Source organism: Oenococcus kitaharae, from assembly GCF_025758695.1.
GTDB lineage: Bacteria > Bacillota > Bacilli > Lactobacillales > Lactobacillaceae > Oenococcus > Oenococcus kitaharae_A.
In genome coordinates, this window is the sequence record NZ_JANJQP010000001.1 from 193,800 (window position 1) to 209,859 (window position 16,060).

The 16,060-nt window shown below is 43.3% G+C and carries 13 protein-coding genes and 3 tRNA genes; 14 read left to right on the forward strand and 2 right to left on the reverse strand.

Annotated features, from left to right (window positions below; all coding sequences use genetic code 11):
• Positions 1-9: 9 nt before the first annotated feature.
• The 13 genes from NRF22_RS01025 to NRF22_RS01085 all read left to right on the forward strand — a co-directional run bounded on the left by NRF22_RS01025 (position 10) and on the right by NRF22_RS01085 (position 11,594).
• Positions 10-318, forward strand: coding sequence for a winged helix-turn-helix transcriptional regulator (locus NRF22_RS01025; protein ID WP_007746620.1), 309 nt, complete (start codon positions 10-12; stop codon positions 316-318).
• A 233-nt stretch (positions 319-551) separates the two neighbouring features.
• Positions 552-1,595, forward strand: coding sequence for a phenylalanine--tRNA ligase subunit alpha (pheS, locus tag NRF22_RS01030; protein ID WP_263778778.1), 1,044 nt, complete (start codon positions 552-554; stop codon positions 1,593-1,595).
• Positions 1,596-4,028: a phenylalanine--tRNA ligase subunit beta gene (gene pheT, locus NRF22_RS01035; protein WP_263778779.1), complete on the forward strand. Its 2,433-nt coding sequence runs from the start codon at positions 1,596-1,598 to the stop codon at positions 4,026-4,028. It begins immediately after the preceding gene.
• Positions 4,029-4,087: 59 nt separating this feature from the next.
• Entirely contained in the window at positions 4,088-4,792 is a 705-nt protein-coding gene (locus NRF22_RS01040; RefSeq protein WP_263778780.1) for a rhomboid family intramembrane serine protease, read from the forward strand.
• Positions 4,793-4,853: 61 nt separating this feature from the next.
• Complete coding sequence (locus tag NRF22_RS01045) at positions 4,854-5,825, forward strand: ROK family glucokinase (RefSeq protein WP_263778781.1); 972 nt, start codon at positions 4,854-4,856, stop codon at positions 5,823-5,825.
• Between the two features lie 87 nt (positions 5,826-5,912).
• Positions 5,913-5,986 (forward strand) — tRNA-Trp (locus NRF22_RS01050).
• 2 nt (positions 5,987-5,988) lie between these two features.
• Positions 5,989-6,062, forward strand: a tRNA-His gene (locus NRF22_RS01055).
• Between the two features lie 50 nt (positions 6,063-6,112).
• Positions 6,113-6,196: transfer RNA gene (locus tag NRF22_RS01060), tRNA-Leu, on the forward strand.
• A 131-nt stretch (positions 6,197-6,327) separates the two neighbouring features.
• Positions 6,328-6,735: a GNAT family N-acetyltransferase gene (locus NRF22_RS01065; RefSeq protein ID WP_263778782.1), complete on the forward strand. Its 408-nt coding sequence runs from the start codon at positions 6,328-6,330 to the stop codon at positions 6,733-6,735.
• Positions 6,736-6,983: 248 nt separating this feature from the next.
• On the forward strand, positions 6,984-7,226 hold the full coding sequence (locus NRF22_RS01070; protein WP_263778783.1) for a single-stranded DNA-binding protein: 243 nt from the start codon (positions 6,984-6,986) through the stop codon (positions 7,224-7,226).
• An 8-nt stretch (positions 7,227-7,234) separates the two neighbouring features.
• On the forward strand, positions 7,235-7,795 hold the full coding sequence (locus NRF22_RS01075; protein WP_318528695.1) for a GNAT family protein: 561 nt from the start codon (positions 7,235-7,237) through the stop codon (positions 7,793-7,795).
• Positions 7,796-7,888: 93 nt separating this feature from the next.
• Entirely contained in the window at positions 7,889-8,470 is a 582-nt protein-coding gene (locus tag NRF22_RS01080; RefSeq protein WP_007746612.1) for a TetR family transcriptional regulator, read from the forward strand.
• 52 nt (positions 8,471-8,522) lie between these two features.
• Positions 8,523-11,594 carry an MMPL family transporter gene (locus NRF22_RS01085; RefSeq protein ID WP_263778785.1) on the forward strand — a complete coding sequence of 1,024 codons (3,072 nt, stop codon included), beginning with the start codon at positions 8,523-8,525 and terminating at the stop codon, positions 11,592-11,594.
• Positions 11,595-11,765: 171 nt separating this feature from the next.
• Here the strand turns inward: NRF22_RS01085 and NRF22_RS01090 are convergent, their stop codons facing one another.
• A complete protein-coding gene (locus NRF22_RS01090) occupies positions 11,766-12,743 on the reverse strand; it encodes a glycosyltransferase family 2 protein (protein WP_263778786.1) in 978 nt (325 codons plus the stop codon).
• A gap of 177 nt (positions 12,744-12,920) precedes the next feature.
• On the opposite strand from NRF22_RS01090, the gene NRF22_RS01095 reads away from it, so the two are divergent.
• On the forward strand, positions 12,921-13,949 hold the full coding sequence (locus NRF22_RS01095; RefSeq protein ID WP_263778787.1) for an alpha/beta hydrolase: 1,029 nt from the start codon (positions 12,921-12,923) through the stop codon (positions 13,947-13,949).
• Positions 13,950-13,975: 26 nt separating this feature from the next.
• Here the strand turns inward: NRF22_RS01095 and NRF22_RS01100 are convergent, their stop codons facing one another.
• Positions 13,976-15,973 (reverse strand): ArnT family glycosyltransferase, encoded by a 1,998-nt coding sequence (locus tag NRF22_RS01100; RefSeq protein WP_263778788.1) that lies wholly within the window; start codon positions 15,971-15,973, stop codon positions 13,976-13,978.
• Positions 15,974-16,060 lie beyond the last annotated feature (87 nt).

Below are 16,060 nucleotides of genomic sequence, written 5' to 3' on the forward strand. Positions count from 1 at the left end.
TATGTAAGTATGGCCGGAAGACTAGAATTAACAGAATCAGCATTTGAAATCCTTGGAAGAAAGTGGAATGGCTTGATTATTCAGACACTGCTTGATAGCCCAGATGGGTCTTTGCATTTTACGGAACTATCTAGGACAGTACATGCGTGCAGTGACCGTGTTTTGACAGTTCGTTTGAAAGAATTAGAAGACGCTGGTATTATTGAACGTGGTTGTTGTCCGGATAATGGCAAATTTGGCTACCGTTTGACCGAGAAAGGTTTTTCGATGCGGCCGCTCATGTCGGAAATTTCAAGCTGGGCAGCAAATAATATTTAAAAATTTGAGAAAGACTAGTAAGTCCTGACACGCAAAGCGAACCGGAACAGTGAGAGCCGGTGGTGGTGAAGGCTGAATTTCACTTTCGAGTATTTTGGTTAATCACCAACGGGTTGTTCCGTTATTGACAACTAGAGTTAGGAAATTTGTTTCCTAAAAAAATGGGTGGTAACACGATAATTCGTCCCTTATGCTTGATGGCATAAGGGATTTTTTTATTAGTTAGGGTGAAAATGGATATCAAAGAGAAGTTAAAAAGTTTACAAGAAAGGGTTATCCAGCAGCTCAGTTTATCGAAAACCGATGATGCAGTTGAAGATATCCGTGTTCATTTGTTAGGTAAAAAAGGCGACCTCACAAAAATTTTGAAGGGCTTAAAAGACTTGACCGCAGATCAGCGGCCGTTAGTCGGCCAATTAGCCAATGAAATTCGACATAATTTGGAAGAGCAGATCGAAGACAAAAGAGCACGTTTAGCAAAGGCTATTCTTGATCGTCAATTAGCTGCCGAACAAATTGACGTAACTTTGCCTGGAAAAACAGTGATCATCGGCACGAAGCATGTGCTTCAGCAGATTCAGGATCAGATCGAAGACCACTTTATCAGTCAGGGCTTTCAAGTGATGTACGGAACGGAAGTCGAGACCGATGAATTTAACTTTGCTCGCATGAATCTGCCTAAAGACCATCCGGCTCGTGATATGCAGGATACTTTTTATTTGACGCCAAATATTTTATTGCGGACTCAGACCTCAGCCATGCAGGCACGCGCCATGGATAAGCACGATTTTGCCACTGGCCCTTTGAAAATGGTCAGTCCTGGTAAAGTCTATCGGCGTGATAACGATGATGCGACTCATTCGCATCAGTTTCATCAAGTTGAGGGTCTAGTAGTGGGCAAGGGGATTACACTCGCGGATTTAAAGGGCACCTTGCAGGCTTTAACCGATGAACTATTCGGAAAAGGCCATGCCATGCGTTTTCGCCAGAGCTATTTTCCTTTTACGGAACCGAGTCTAGAAGTTGATATCAGTTGGAATATTGTCGATGAACATACACCGGCAGAAGATATTCAATGGATTGAAGTGCTGGGAGCCGGTATGGTTCACCCAAATGTCTTGAAGATGGCTCATATTGATCCAGATGAGTACACAGGCTTTGCCTTTGGCTTGGGCCCGGATCGTTTTGCGATGATCAAATACGGTATCGATGATATTCGCAATTTTTATCTAGATGATCTTCGTTTCTTAAAGCAATTCAGTCAGGTGGGCAAATAAATGAAAATTTCAGTTAATTGGATCAAAGAATTTATGCCGGATTTTCCGGTGAGCAATGAAGCGGATGCTCAAAAAATTTCTGACAAACTGGCGCTGACTTCGACAGAAGTTGAGGACAAAGGCTATCAGATTCCGCAATCTACAGGACTCGTCGTCGGGCAAGTGCTGGAAGTACGGTCAATTGAAAATTCGACCCATTTGAAGATCACGATTGTCAATGCGGGTAAGAAAGATTATCAAGTTGTCACCGGCGCACCAAATGTGGTCAAGGGCCAGCTGGTTGTTTTGGCATTGCCAGGTGCACATTTGCCAGAAAATAAGCTGATCGAAGCCACTGAGCTGGATGGCCAAATTAGTCAGGGAATGCTGGTGTCACTGCAGGAAATTGGTTTTGATGATGCCATTGCGCCAAAAAAGCATGAAGCCGGTATCTATGTTTTCCCAGCTGATTCAGAGGTTCAGCCTGGCGATGACGCTGTGAAGGTTTTGGGCATTGACGACTTGATGATTGATACAGAACTGACGGCCAACCGTGGCGATATGCTGTCGATTCGAGGCAATTTGTACGAATTTTCTGCTTTGTTTGAAAAAGACTTCAAAAAAATCGACTTTGATTTACAGGAATCTGCTCAAACAGCTGCTTCGCAGTTAAGTGCTAGTGTCGATCCAACTTTGGCAAATCCTTATTATCTAAGGATTGTTAATCACGTGACGGTTAAGGAAAGCCCATTATGGCTGCAGCGGCGGCTTTGGAATTCCGGGATTCGCCCGATAAATAATTTAGTAGATGTGACAAATTATGTCATGCTGCTTTTGGGACAACCCATGCATGTTTTTGATCTTGATCAATTACACCATCATGAGATCAGAGTGGCTTTATCGTCAGACGAGACGATCACAACTTTAGATGGTGAAAAACGTCAACTGAAAGCTGGCGAGGATATTGTTGTCTATGATGGCCAAGATCCGCAGATGCTGGCCGGAGTGATGGGCGGTTCACAATCCGAAGTGACAGAAAATACGAGCAACGTGGTTTTAGAATCAGCTGTTTTTAATCCTGTTTTGATCCGTAAAACAGCTCGCCGTTTTAATCTCCACTCACAAGCAAGCCAGCGTTTTGAACGCGGTATTGATGTCAGCAACTCACGTAAAGCTTTGGATTATGCAGCAGCTCTGATTAAGGACCTGGCTGGTGGGGAAATCGCTCAAGGAGTGATTGAAGCACAAGCTGATATTGCCAAAGAAAAGCAGATCGCCATCTCATTAGGTGATATTAATGGCTATTTGGGTACACAGGCCGGTCTTGACGATGTAGCAGATATTTGGCGGCGGCTCTCTTTTACATTCGAACAAGAAGGTGAAAATTTCCTTGTAATGATACCGCGGCGTCGTCCGGATATTACGATTAAAGCCGATTTAATTGAAGAGTTCGTCCGTATTTATGGTTACGAGAAGATACCGGCTCATCTGCCACAGGCTGTTAACCAAAAATCGGGCCTAACTGCAGACCAAAAATTAGACCGCTCGATTCGAGAAATTTTATTGGCTTTAGGGTTAACTCAAGCCATTTCATATTCGCTCACCACGACTGAATTCGCGTCACAATTTACGTCTCAAGCCCGTCCGCTTGTCAAATTAGCTTATCCGATGAGTCAAGAACACGCTGTCATGCGCCAGTCGGTCTTAGCTACATTAATTCAGGCAGCTGCTTATAATGCCGCTAGAAAGATATCTGATATCCGGCTTTTTGAAACAGGTGATGTTTTTTATGGCCGTCCGGATAACGATCCTGATCAGCTGCCAATCGAAAAGCAGCAGATTGCTGCGGTAATTTCTGGAAAACCGTCTGCTGATTGGCAGCACAACGATCAAAACTATGATTTTTATGATATCAAGGGTTTACTAACAGCATTACTGAGCAAGCTGAACTTAAAGGGAAAAATTCTTTTTAAAAAATCTCAAAGCCAGCCTGAGATGCATCCTGGGCAGACGGCAGATGTCTATCTAGATGATCAGTATTTGGGTTTTGTCGGACAAATTAATCCGCAGTTAGCTGACCAGTATAAGCTGGGACGGACCTTTGTTTTCCAATTGGATAGTAATTTGGTTCATGACCGCTGTCAGCATGGCACTGATTATCGTCCATTAGACAAGTTTCCTGCGATTGAACGTGATCTCTCGCTGCTAGTGGATAAAAACCTGCAGGCCGCTGATATTGTTTCGATTATCACCAAGAATGCCGGCTCTTATCTGCGTCAGGTTAACTTGGTGGATGTCTATGAGGGCACTGAATTGGGTCAGCAGAAAAAATCTCTTTCGTATCGCCTGCAGTTTGTTAATCCAGATGCAACTTTGACAGACGAGATCGTTAATGCAGCAATGGCACGGATCAGTACAGCACTTTTTGATCAATTGCGGGTCACGACCAGATAATCTTTGCTAAGCTTGTAGATATGAGAAAATCCATTTGGCGTATACTTCCGCCGGTTACGATGACACTTTTTGTATTGACAGTTGCCATCTACCTGCTGCAGATCTTGTTTGATGGTTATTTGATTTTGTCCTCAGGGCAACCGGTCGGCGTTTTTTATTTAGTTTCCCGATTCATTAATGGCCCTTCGATCCAATCTTTAGTGCTGCTAGGCGGCGGTGTTGACAGCCTTTTCCTTTCTGGCGAGTGGTATCGTGCTTTTACGCCGATTTTCCTGCATGCTTCGTTGATGCATATCTTTTCTAATATGCTGACACTGGTGATTGTAGGGCCTTTTGTTGAAAAGCTTTTTGGCAAAGGGAAGTTTCTTTTGATTTATTTGATCACGGGAGTTTGGGGAAACCTGTTAACGTTTATTTTTGACCCTAATCCCAACGTTGTATCCGTTGGGGCATCAGGCGCATTATTCGGCCTTTTCGGCGTCATGATTGTGAGCGGCTGGTACAATCGCAATAATTTTGTTTTTCGACGTCAGCTCATCATTTTTGCTGCCTTGGCAGCTTTTAACCTAATTGGTAATCTAAACGATCCTAGCGTGGATATTTGGGCTCATATCGGCGGATTGATTTCCGGCAGTTTGTTAGCCATTGTATTTGATTTTCCAACTTCGGTTTATGGCCGCATCAAACAGCCGGCTCGAATCTTGGCTGTTATTCTGCTGCTTTTGCCGGTTGCCTATTTTGCTTGGAGAATGAGAATTTTATGAGAATCATTTGAAAGCGCTTGTGTTTATTGAAAAAAAAAATTAATCTATTAATGAGGTAATTATGGCTAAAGATAAATTAATTGGTGTCGACCTTGGCGGTACGACCATTAAGTTTGCTATTTTAACGGATACAGGAGAAATTCAAGAAAAATGGTCGGTTCCGACTAATATTTTAGATAATGGTTCACATATCGTCCCCGATATTATTGATTCGATTAATGGACGGCTGGATTTGCTGAAACTAGATCGTGACCGTATCATCGGTATTGGCATGGGCACTCCAGGAACAGTTAACCGTGAAAAGGGCACTGTTGAAGCAGCTTACAATCTGAACTGGAAAAATGTTCAGCATGTGCGTGATCAAATTCAGAAAAGTACTGGTTTGAACTTCACGATGGACAACGATGCTAACTCAGCGGCTATTGGCGAACAGTGGAAGGGTGCTGGGGAAAATGATCCTAATGTCTCTTTTATCACGCTTGGCACTGGTGTTGGCGGCGGCATTATTGCAAATGGCCAAATGGTTCGCGGCGTTTTTGGTGCCGGTGGCGAATTTGGCCATATGGTTGTTGAACCTGGTGGCTATTTGTGCACCTGTGGTAATCACGGCTGTTTGGAACAATATTGCTCAGCTACCGGTGTTGTTCATTTGGCACGTGATTTTGCTGACGAATATGAGGGCGATTCAAAGCTGAAAGCAATGCTGGATAACGGCGATGAAGTGACTTCTAAAATTGTCTTTGATTTGGCCAAGGGCGGTGACTTTTTGGCCAATGAAGTTGTTAACAAAATGGCTTATTATCTGGGCTATGCGACGGCGGCTCTGTCGAATATTTTGAACCCGGCCTACGTTGTCATTGGGGGCGGCGTTTCAGCTGCAGGCGATTTCCTGCTTGACAAGGTCAAAGCTAATTGGACACAGTATGCTTTTTCATCAGTTCGTTCATCGACACAGCTGCGTTTGGCAGCTTTAGGAAATGACGCTGGTGTGATCGGCGCTGCCAGTCTGGCCAGAGAATTTATTGAAAAATAAGCTTTTCACGCTTCAAATTCGTGTCATTATTTGGTAGAATGATTCAGTTGGCTTTGCTTGTGTCAGAGCTTAGTGGACTGATTATATAGGGATATAGTATAGAGGTAGTACAGCGGTCTCCAAAACCGTTAGCGGGGGTTCGATTCCCTCTATCCCTGCCATGGCGGTATTGGTGAAGTTGGTTAACACACCGGTTTGTGGTACCGGCACGCGTGGGTTCGAGTCCCACATACCGCCCTTGCAAGTTTCATAGGATTCTTGCTATAATTTATATTCGTGATTCAAATGCCGTTGTGGCGGAATTGGCAGACGCGCTGGACTCAAAATCCAGTGGTGGCAACACCGTGTGGGTTCGACTCCCACCGACGGCAAATAAAGCATTTCATAATAGTGAGGTGCTTTTTTTATATAGTTTTTACTGAAAGGAAACTTATCATGTTGCTCTTGTTTAACATTCCGATAGCTTGATTCTTTAACAAATACTTCAAAAGGAGCAATGTTCATGATCATATATACAGAAAAGATACCGTCAATGGCGCAAATGGAGGATCTTTATGGTGCAGTTGGCTGGATTGCCTATACGCATCAGTTGAGTACGCTGGGCAAAGCCTTAGAGAATTCGGTATTGATTTCTGCTTGGCAAGAGGACGAACTTCTAGGTTTCGTCAGAGGGGTAACGGATCAGACGACTATTTTGTTCATCCAGGATTTATTGGTGTTTCCAAAATATCAAAGAGAAGGCATTGGCCGTGAACTTGTTGAGCGGCTGATGAAAAAATATCCTGTTGGGCAAACGGTTTTAATCACTGATGACAGTCCGGCAACCAACTGCTTTTACGAAGCAATAGGTTTGCAAGATTTATCGAAAAATCGTATGAAAGCTTTTTATAGCGACACGCGGATCATTTAAGATACTGAGAAAACAGATACAGAGATGATAAAGACCTGCATTGACCGCACACTAGATATGGTGTCACACAGATTGTTGTTGAGAGATCAGCCAAGTTGTAGGGAGGAGATAATTAGTTATTCTGTTGGGTCTGTTAAATATGTGTTTTATGTTGTACTCTCTCCACAAAAAAACGTGTTTTCAGTCAATTGCTCGCAGAAGTCAACTGGATCTCTTCGATGGCGTATGATCTATTTAAGGATTGCAAAATGAATAGAGAACTAGACCAGATTTTTCATAAAGTTAATTCACGGTTGGAAAGTTTAAAAACGGGTACGACTTTTTCCCTACCTGATTTATATGGTGAGGAAGCTTGGCGAAACTTGTATATTGGTGATCGTGTTATGGCTGGTAATTTTTTTCTGCGTCGTGTTCGACAAGGCGAGTATCCGCATGTCAAAGAACTAGCAGATAAAGACGCAAAAAATCGTCGTCAGTATCTCAAATATTAAAGGAGTTTGTGTTGTTTATTTTTTCAGAGTTTAGCATCAATCAACATCGGGTTCGTCTGCTTTTTCCCGATCAAAGCCAGGCCAAGGATCTGATCGAGCAGATTAATCGGGACAGAGAAAGTTTATCCCGCTGGATGCCTTGGACCAAGGAGACAAATAATGAGCAGGATGAGCTGCATTTTATCGATTATGCCCGCCAGCAGAATGCGAAGAACCAATTGCTAGAACTGACGATCGAGGTAGACGGCAAAGCCGTTGGTATGATTGACCTGCACAATATCAGTTCGCGTTCTCACCGTGCCGAGGTCGGTTACTGGTTGTCGAGCAGCTGTCAAGGCAGCGGCATTGTCACTCGGTCGCTTCATCAGTTGATCAAAATAGCTTTTGGCGAGCTGGCCTATAACAAAATTATTATCATGGCAGAAAGCGAGAATCTCAAAAGCAGAGCCGTAGCAAAACGACTTGGATTTCAGCATGAGGGCACTTTACGGGAAGAATACTTTGTGGCAGGCAAATATCGGAATTTAGAAGTTTATTCGATGCTGGCTGCGGAATACAAAAAAGCATAAATTGATGAAAAAAGTTCTAAATTGGACTTTTTTTATTTAATTGTGTTAGTATTTTTTGAGTAGGAATGAATATTCTTTCATTTTTAGGAAAATATGACCGAGACAATCAAAAAAGTAAATAAGAAAGAGGCTATCTTAAAAGCGGCCTTGCAGTTGTTTTCTCAAAGAAGTTTTTATGGGACGACAATGCCGGATATTTCAACACTTGCTGATGTTGGAGCGGGGACAATTTATCGTTATTTCACATCCAAGGAAGCTCTGGTTAACGCGCTCTTTTTTAGGATTATGACTGAATTTGATCAGCGCTTGGAATCTGATTTTCCAAATGGTATGGATACAAGAATCCAGTTTCACCACTTGTTTCAAAGCCTTTGGGGCTATGTAGTCGATAATACACAGGCATTTGTCTTCATTAATCTGCATGATGAAGGGAAATATCTAGATGAGCGGAGTCACGCGAGCTTTGATAAGTTGTGGAATTTTATTACAACGATTATTGATAAAGGGCAGCAAAGAGGCGACGTCGTAGATCTGGATCCAAAATCAATTGTGTCATTGGTATATGGGCCTTTGATTCCAATCTCAAAGTTGTTGATTAATCATAAGTACACGGCATCGAAAGATTTTGTTTATGCGTTAGAAGAAGCGACATGGCGGGCCGTTTCAAGCAAGTAGTTTTTTTCGTTTAAAAAAGGAACGATCATTCATTCATTTATTGGAGCGTAAAATGGAAAGATTTTTAAAAAAAACACGTATTTTTATTATTATCTTTTGGGTTCTGGCGGCAGTTGTTGCTGTTTTTGCTTTACCAAATGTGTCTCAGCTGGTTCAAAACAAGGGGCAGATTACTGTACCGAGATCGGCTAATGTTTCTGAAGGCCGTCGTTTGCAGAAGAAACTAAATCCAGGAGAACCTGTTAGCAGCGATATCATCGCAGTTTATAATAGCGGCGCGAACAAAAAATTAACCAAACGGCAGATTTCTGAGATTCGCAGCTCGGTTACAAAAGTGTCGCGGAATCGGGCTAAATATCATATCACAGCTATTACGTCGCTTTTGGATGGCAAATCTGTCCGCCAGCAGCTGACTTCTAAAGATCAGACGACGATGCTGGTACAAATTTCAGTGAAGTCTAATCAAAACCAAATTAGTCAGCGAAGCGCGGCAATTAAGCAAGCGCTCAAGGCCGACCATTTGCGCTTGAATATGACGGGCAGCAGCCTTGTGAATCATGACTTTGCTTCAGCCACGCAGGATGGTGTTAAAAAAACAGAAGTGATTGCCATCGTCTTCATCTTGATCATCCTTGTGCTTGTTTTCAAAACGCCAATCATTCCCGTGATCAGCCTGTTGACAGTTGGTATTTCTTTTCTGACTTCGTTTTCTTTGGTCACAAATCTTGTACAGAATTACAATTTTCCGTTTTCAAACTTCACACAAGTCTTTATGGTGGTGGTTCTCTTCGGGATTGGAACGGACTATAACATCCTCTTTTACACAAGATTTAAAAGAGAACTGGGCTTAAATCCCGAGAAGACTACGAATGAAATCGCAGTTAAAACACTGTTCTCAGCTGGTAAAACGATTCTGTTCTCCGGTTCCTCTGTCTTGATCGGATTTTCGACACTGGCTTTGGCAAAATTCAGCCTCTATCAAGCTACAAGTGCTGTCGCAATTTCTGTTCTGATCCTCTTGCTAGTACTAATTACGCTGACACCGGCTTTAATGAGCTTATTTGGCCACGGATTATATTGGCCGTCTAAGAATTTTGATGGCGAAGGCGGTTCTAAGATTTGGCAGGAGCTGACTTCGACAGCTGTCAAACATAGTGTCATCACTGCATTGGCCACTCTTATTATTGCTGTACCTGTGGCGATGATGTTTTCCAATCGATTGAACTTTAACGATTTATGGGAAGTTCCTAATCAATATGAATCCAAACGCGGCATTAATCTGATTCAAAAACATTTTCCAGCTGGTTTTTCATCGCCGATGACTTTGATTATTTCCGGCGATAAACGTTTGGATAATAACCAGCAGCTGTATGCCTTGGATATGCTGCAAAATAGGTTAAAACATGACAAAGATGTCAGTGCGGTCATGGGCGTGACACGGCCTTTAGGCGATCGGATTAATCAGCTCTATGTGAATAATCAGCTGAAAACTTTGAATTCTGGCATTGGTCAGGCCGGGACTGGCGTTTCAACGATTAATAATGGCTTGAAAAATGCTAGTGACCAGCTTGGCCGCCAACAGACCAACACAAATGGTGTCCAGCGCCTGATTGACGGTACAGGCCAATTAAGCACTGGCGCTAACCAGCTTCAAGCGGCTTTAAACACACTGCAATCCCGCCTGGCCAGTGGTGCCGCTGGAGCTAATCAATTGAATGATGCTTTAGCTACTTTATCTGCTAGTACAGATCAGCTGAAAAACGGTGTCGACCAGATTTTGGCGCAGTTAAACCAAACTGAGGTTCCTTCGCGTGAACAGGTACAAGCTCAGATTGATCAACTGAATGCGATGAAAACAGTTTTGACACCAATCATTCAGAATGCGGTGCTTTCAGGACAACTTCCAGTGGACCAAGCAGAGCGTATTAATCAGGCATTTGCAGATTTCCCAAATCAATTACAGCAATTAAGTGGCTTGGGTTCTCAGATCGATGATTTGAAGAACGGATTGACGCGTGTTGATAATGGCCTTGGTGCGATGCAATCCGGCATCGCTCGTATGCGCACCGGGGCTGGCCAATTGTCATCAGGTATGCAGCAAGGAGCTAGTGGCGCAGGTGAAATTGCTTCTCGCACGAACGATTTAACAAATGGTTTAGCACAGATTCAAGCCGGCCAGCAGCAGATGAAGACGGCTTTGGATGGTTTGGCATCACGCAGCCGCGAGCTTAAAAATGGTTTGGATCGTGCGTCTGATGGCCTTAACCAGGTCGGCCAAGGGTTAAATCAGGGACAAAGTTATGTTAAAGGGCTGGTCGGTAATTCTTCTAGCGACTGGTTGAACGTGCCGGATTCAGTCCTCCATTCAAAGACCTTTAAGCGTTCTTTGGATCAATATATGAGCCCGGATCGCAAGACCACACAGTTAACGGTCATCTTGAAATTAAATCCTTTTTCTCATCCGGCCATTGGCGTTGCCAATCATATCAAACAAGTAACGGCTCGTTCACTCAGTGAATCTGGACTAGACCACGCAAAAGTAGGGATCACGGGCACCAGTATGCAGAATTTTGATCTCCAGCAGATTTCGACTTCTGATTTTCTGCGGACTGCAATCATTATGCTGATCGGTATCACGCTGGTTATGATTTTAATTACACATTCCACACTTTACGCTGTCACGATTGTGGCTTCTCTAGCAGGTACTTACTTCGTTTCCCTGGGTATCGGTGAAAAAATCAGTCAGATGCTTTTGGGAAGAAATATGTTGTCCTGGAACGTGCCTTTCTTCAGCTTTATCATGCTGATCGCTTTGGGTGTGGATTATGCCATTTTCGTCATGATGGCTTTCAACGAGGAAAGAGGTAGTACGGTCGAGCGTTTGGTTTCTGCTTCAAACCGTCTTGGCAAAGTTGTTATGTCGGCTGTCGTCATCTTAGGTGGTACTTTTGCTGCTATGATTCCGTCAGGCATTCTGACCTTGATTCAGGTACCGATTGTTGTCATTACTGGATTGCTGATTCTGGCCTTTGTGACAATTCCGATGTTTATTCCGGCTGTGATCACGATCAGTGACTGGATGCTGAGACGTAAATTTGCTTCAATGAAAAAATTTGAACGTTAATCGCGATGCTTCATTATTGACAAAAATGAGTGGATAATGCCCACTCATTTTTTATACGAAAAAATCTTTGTTCGCGCTGAGATCTAATCATCCCTGCTGGGATTGTTTCATCTGATTAATAATTTCAACGCCGTGATTTCTGTTGAATCGCAGAGCTATGTTAAAGAGAGATCATTTCAGCAATTTTTTTTCAATCGTATACCGAGGGCGGTGTTTGACCTCGGAGAAAATCTTGCCGATGTATTCGCCTGTCAGGCCGATGGCCATCATCTGGCAGCCGCCGACGATCCAAATGGAAATCATCAAAGAAGACCAGCCGGCGGCTGTCACGCCTCTGAGTTTGGTCACCAGGGTATAGATCAGCATCACGAAGCCGAAAAGGGCAAAGCCGACACCCAAACTCAAGACCAGCCGTAAAGGAGCAATGGAAAAACTGGTCACCCCGTCCCAAGCAAAGCTCAGCATCTTAAACAGCGGGTACTTGGACTTGCCGGCCAGGCGCTTATGCCTGGCATAGTAGACACGGCTGCTGTTAAAGCCTAACAGCGGGATGATGCCGCGAATGAACATGTTTTCCTCTTGGTACTGCAGAAAGGCTGTGATGGCTTTCGGGCCTAGGAGACGAAAGTCCGCGTGTTCCGGCACCAGATGGACGCCTAGCCTGCCTAATAAGCTGTAAAAAGCTTCAGCTGATACGCGTTTCAACCAGCTGTCTGAATCCCGGTTGTTGCGCACGCCAAAGACCACCTCAGAGCCGGCCTGATACTGTTCGACCATCTGGAAAATGGCCTGCGGGTCGTCTTGCAGGTCGGCATCAATAGAGATCACAAAATCAGCCAGCTGCTGTTTAGACATCACGGTCAAACCTGCGATCAGCGCATTCTGGTGGCCGAAGTTGCGGCTGAATTTCACACCCATCACTCGGGCATCGGCTTCATGTGCTTGTTCAATCAAAGACCAGGTCTGATCCGTTGAGCCGTCGCTGACAATCATCAAGCCGGAATCCGAGGCAATCAGCCGCCGATCAATCAGCTGCTGGATAATCTTTTGTAAGATCGGCAGGCTTTCGGGCAAGACCTCTTGTTCGTTATAGGCCGGTATGAGAATCATGAGCTTTTGTAGGGATTGTGTTAAAGAGTTTTTTGTCATATTTTTTTGCAAAGACTTGTCAGTTAACATCTCAGCTGAGTCATTTACATTAGAAGATTATAGTTTGACAAGAAGGGAGAAGACCTGTGAATATTATGATAGAATCTCATTTAATTCGTGTTTTCGTTTTTTTCACATTGAGATCATAATTTTGTGCACTTGAACTACGATAAATCTATGCCCAAAAAAAATAAAAAGTCTCATTCCTTGTTGAAAAAAATAGTTCTGTCATTTCTGTCAGCTATTGTTCTGCTGGCCGCTTGTGTTTGGCTGGCTTTTCAGTTATCCCCACGGCCTTTTGTGATGTTATTGAATGCAATTCCTCAAGAACATCCTAAACAGCCGAAAGATTTTCAAACAGTATTGGCTAAGACAAACTCGTTGAAGAACATTACCTATTTGACTGGCAAAAAGACCGGCAAGTTGCAGATGGACATTTACTATCCTAAAAAACAAACGATCCAAGGAACGATTATTTGGTTCCATGGTGGCGGGTTTATTGGTGGCGATAAGGCCATGCTGGATTATTGGGGACCGAGTTTGGCTAGCCAGGGCTATAGTTTTGTTTCATTGAATTATTCAACGGCACCGGATTTTCATTACCCTGTTCCATTACGGCAGGCTGATGCGGCTTATCGTTTTTTGGAATCTCAAACAGGTGTCAATCAGGTGATCAATTTGAAAAACATTATTATCGGAGGAGATTCGGCAGGTGCACAAATCGCATCGCAGTATGCAGCAATTCAGACAAATTCTAAATTAGCTCGGCAAATGCATATGAAACAGCTCATCAAGCCCTCAGCAATCAAAGCGGCACTGCTTTTTTGCGGTCCTTATGATTTGAAGAGCCTTTCTGAAAACATGCCTGCGAGTTTTAGAAAATATGTAAATGATATTGGATGGGCCTATATCGGCCAGAAAAATTGGCAGCGATCTGCTGCAGCACGCCAGGCATCTACGGTTGATTTCGTTACGAAAAAATATCCAGCAACTTTTTTGACGGATGGCAATACGGCTTCCTTTGAGACACATGCTAGAAAAATGATTCAGGTTCTGCGACGGAAAAATATTTATCATGAATCTTTGTTTTTTCCAAAATCGCAATATGGCAAAGTCAATCATGAATATCAACTGGATTTAAATACTGCTAATGGACAGCGATGCTTGCATCGGGCAATTCATTTTCTGAAAAAAGTTGTTCACTAGGCCGGTCGTTTACTCGCTTGACAGGATTAAAGTGCTTTCCGGTCACGAGTCTGATTGATTTGATATAGTTGGTTTTTATGCTGCGGATCTCGGTGGTTGTCTGAAACAGATTTAATGACTCGTCCTCGGTCAATAACCCAATCGGCAATTTTGGCGTTTTGACTCTTTGGATCCAAGGAACGCAAACCACTGCTGCCAAAATAAAAATATTTGATTTTATGTTCGAAAACGAGTCTTTTAAATCGATCCAGTGAAATGGCTGGATCTGTGCCGTTATAGCCGCCAATTGCCATGACTGCTTTATGACTCTGAATCATAAATGGCGCAGCCGTAGGAGCGTTAATCGTAGCAAACAAGTATCGAGACTGTCTGTTTTCTGAATACCTGCTTTTCAAAAAAGATAGTAGATCCTTACGTGCCTCGTTGGCTTTTTGCGATCGCCTTGCGGAGATACCGATATATCTTTTTGGGTCCAGGTAAGTGCTGATTAATCGATCCGCCGGGTATTTTAAAAGCAGCTGTGGGCTTGCGGCCGGGAAAGAAGCTGAAGTGCCAAACAGGGGCACTGTCGACCATAAACCGGGAATTAGGCAGGCTACAAACAGGGCAATTTGAAATGTTTTTTTATATCTATCAGGAAATTTAATCCAAAACAAGCTCACTATGAGTGCAAGGACAAAGAAAATTACCACGAAAAACTGGGCATAGTACCAAGAAAAATAGCTCTGCAGCAGTAGTGTCGCTAGAAAAATACCTGCCATGGCGATATGTGCGGCTGCTTTGTTCACAATTCCGAAAGGTAATTGATTCTTTTCAGCTGATATAAAAAGGATTGCCGCTAAGGCCGCAATGGCAGGTGCAAGAATATTCGTGTAGTAGGGGTGAAAAAATCCGGCCACACTGAAAAAAGCCGATATTGAAATTAGCCAACTGCCCCAGAAGATGGTCTGAGCACCTTTTTGGGTCAGCTTGCGTTGGTTGGCTTTAAATAGACGAATGCCTTGGATCGTTGCAGCTAACAGGCCGAAAAGAGCTAGAGGCAGAAACCAGCTGATTTGTGTTCCCAGTGCAAGATCGAATAGTCGAAATGGACCGGGTTGACCAATGTTTCCCGGATGTCCTAATCTTTGCAAGACTTTTAATGGCGACTGTTTTTTTAACGATGTTGGATAATTACTAGCAGTAAAAACACTGTTTTTCATACCTCTATGGCTGGCTGAAATGCCGCTGGTCTGACCTAATAATCTTTGGCTGCCATTGTATCCAAAAACGAGATTTGTCATCGAATCATTCTGTGAGGAACCGACGTAAGGGCGCTGGCTTTGCGGAATATGGTCCACGGTGACCGGATAAGCAAAGGAAAAAGTTAGTAAGGTCAGCAATGCTGCTAATAGTTCGACTACTTTTTTCTTTAAATGCTGATTGTTTGTTGCTAGCCAATAGTATAAAAGCATTGCCGGCAGGATCATAAAAGCTTCAAGCATTTTGACGTTGAATGCTAGGCCGACTGAAGCAAATGCGGCTATAAGATTAATAAAATGATGCTGCAAAATAAATTTTTCAAGCAGTCGTGCTGCCAGCAGCAGGAAGAAAAGCATGACAGCGTCCATGTTGTTGCTTCGCGCATCGGCCACCACAATTGGCGTCAAAGTCATCAACAATGCCGCAATATGCCCGGCACGATTGCCAAAAGTTGTTTGAACGATCTTGAACAATAGAAATATGCTGCCTAGACTACATAAAACACTTGGTAAAGCCGTCGACCAGCCGGATAAAGAAAAAATTTTGGCTGACAAAACCATCATCCAAAGTGCTACCGGGGGCTTATCGACACTGATAAAATTAGTTGGATCAAAGGAAGAGAAGAAAAAGGCTTTCCAATTTCGCGACATCGAACCGACAGCTGCTGTATAGAAAGGATTGGCATTGCCAATGCGATTCAAATTAAAGAGATAAAGAAATGCTGCTAGGCATAAAATAATCAGTAAAATATAATCGATTTTTTTAATTTTTTCACGTTCCATCTCTGACTCACGAACATTCTAGCTTTTACTGCCTGGTTTTTCACCTATAATCTGCTGATGATTTATCAGATTTTGGCTGGATCAACA

Excerpts from the sequence above, each read along its gene's own strand:
- NRF22_RS01025 (WP_007746620.1), top strand. The coding sequence starts at position 10 with ATGGCCGGAAGACTAGAATTAACAGAATCAGCATTTGAAATCCTTGGA.
- pheS (WP_263778778.1), top strand. The coding sequence starts at position 552 with ATGGATATCAAAGAGAAGTTAAAAAGTTTACAAGAAAGGGTTATCCAG.
- pheT (WP_263778779.1), top strand. The coding sequence starts at position 1,596 with ATGAAAATTTCAGTTAATTGGATCAAAGAATTTATGCCGGATTTTCCG.
- NRF22_RS01040 (WP_263778780.1), top strand. The coding sequence starts at position 4,088 with ATGACACTTTTTGTATTGACAGTTGCCATCTACCTGCTGCAGATCTTG.
- NRF22_RS01045 (WP_263778781.1), top strand. The coding sequence starts at position 4,854 with ATGGCTAAAGATAAATTAATTGGTGTCGACCTTGGCGGTACGACCATT.
- NRF22_RS01065 (WP_263778782.1), top strand. The coding sequence starts at position 6,328 with ATGATCATATATACAGAAAAGATACCGTCAATGGCGCAAATGGAGGAT.
- NRF22_RS01070 (WP_263778783.1), top strand. The coding sequence starts at position 6,984 with ATGAATAGAGAACTAGACCAGATTTTTCATAAAGTTAATTCACGGTTG.
- NRF22_RS01080 (WP_007746612.1), top strand. The coding sequence starts at position 7,889 with ATGACCGAGACAATCAAAAAAGTAAATAAGAAAGAGGCTATCTTAAAA.
- NRF22_RS01085 (WP_263778785.1), top strand. The coding sequence starts at position 8,523 with ATGGAAAGATTTTTAAAAAAAACACGTATTTTTATTATTATCTTTTGG.
- NRF22_RS01090 (WP_263778786.1), bottom strand. The coding sequence starts at position 12,743 with ATGACAAAAAACTCTTTAACACAATCCCTACAAAAGCTCATGATTCTC.
- NRF22_RS01095 (WP_263778787.1), top strand. The coding sequence starts at position 12,921 with ATGCCCAAAAAAAATAAAAAGTCTCATTCCTTGTTGAAAAAAATAGTT.
- NRF22_RS01100 (WP_263778788.1), bottom strand. The coding sequence starts at position 15,973 with ATGGAACGTGAAAAAATTAAAAAAATCGATTATATTTTACTGATTATT.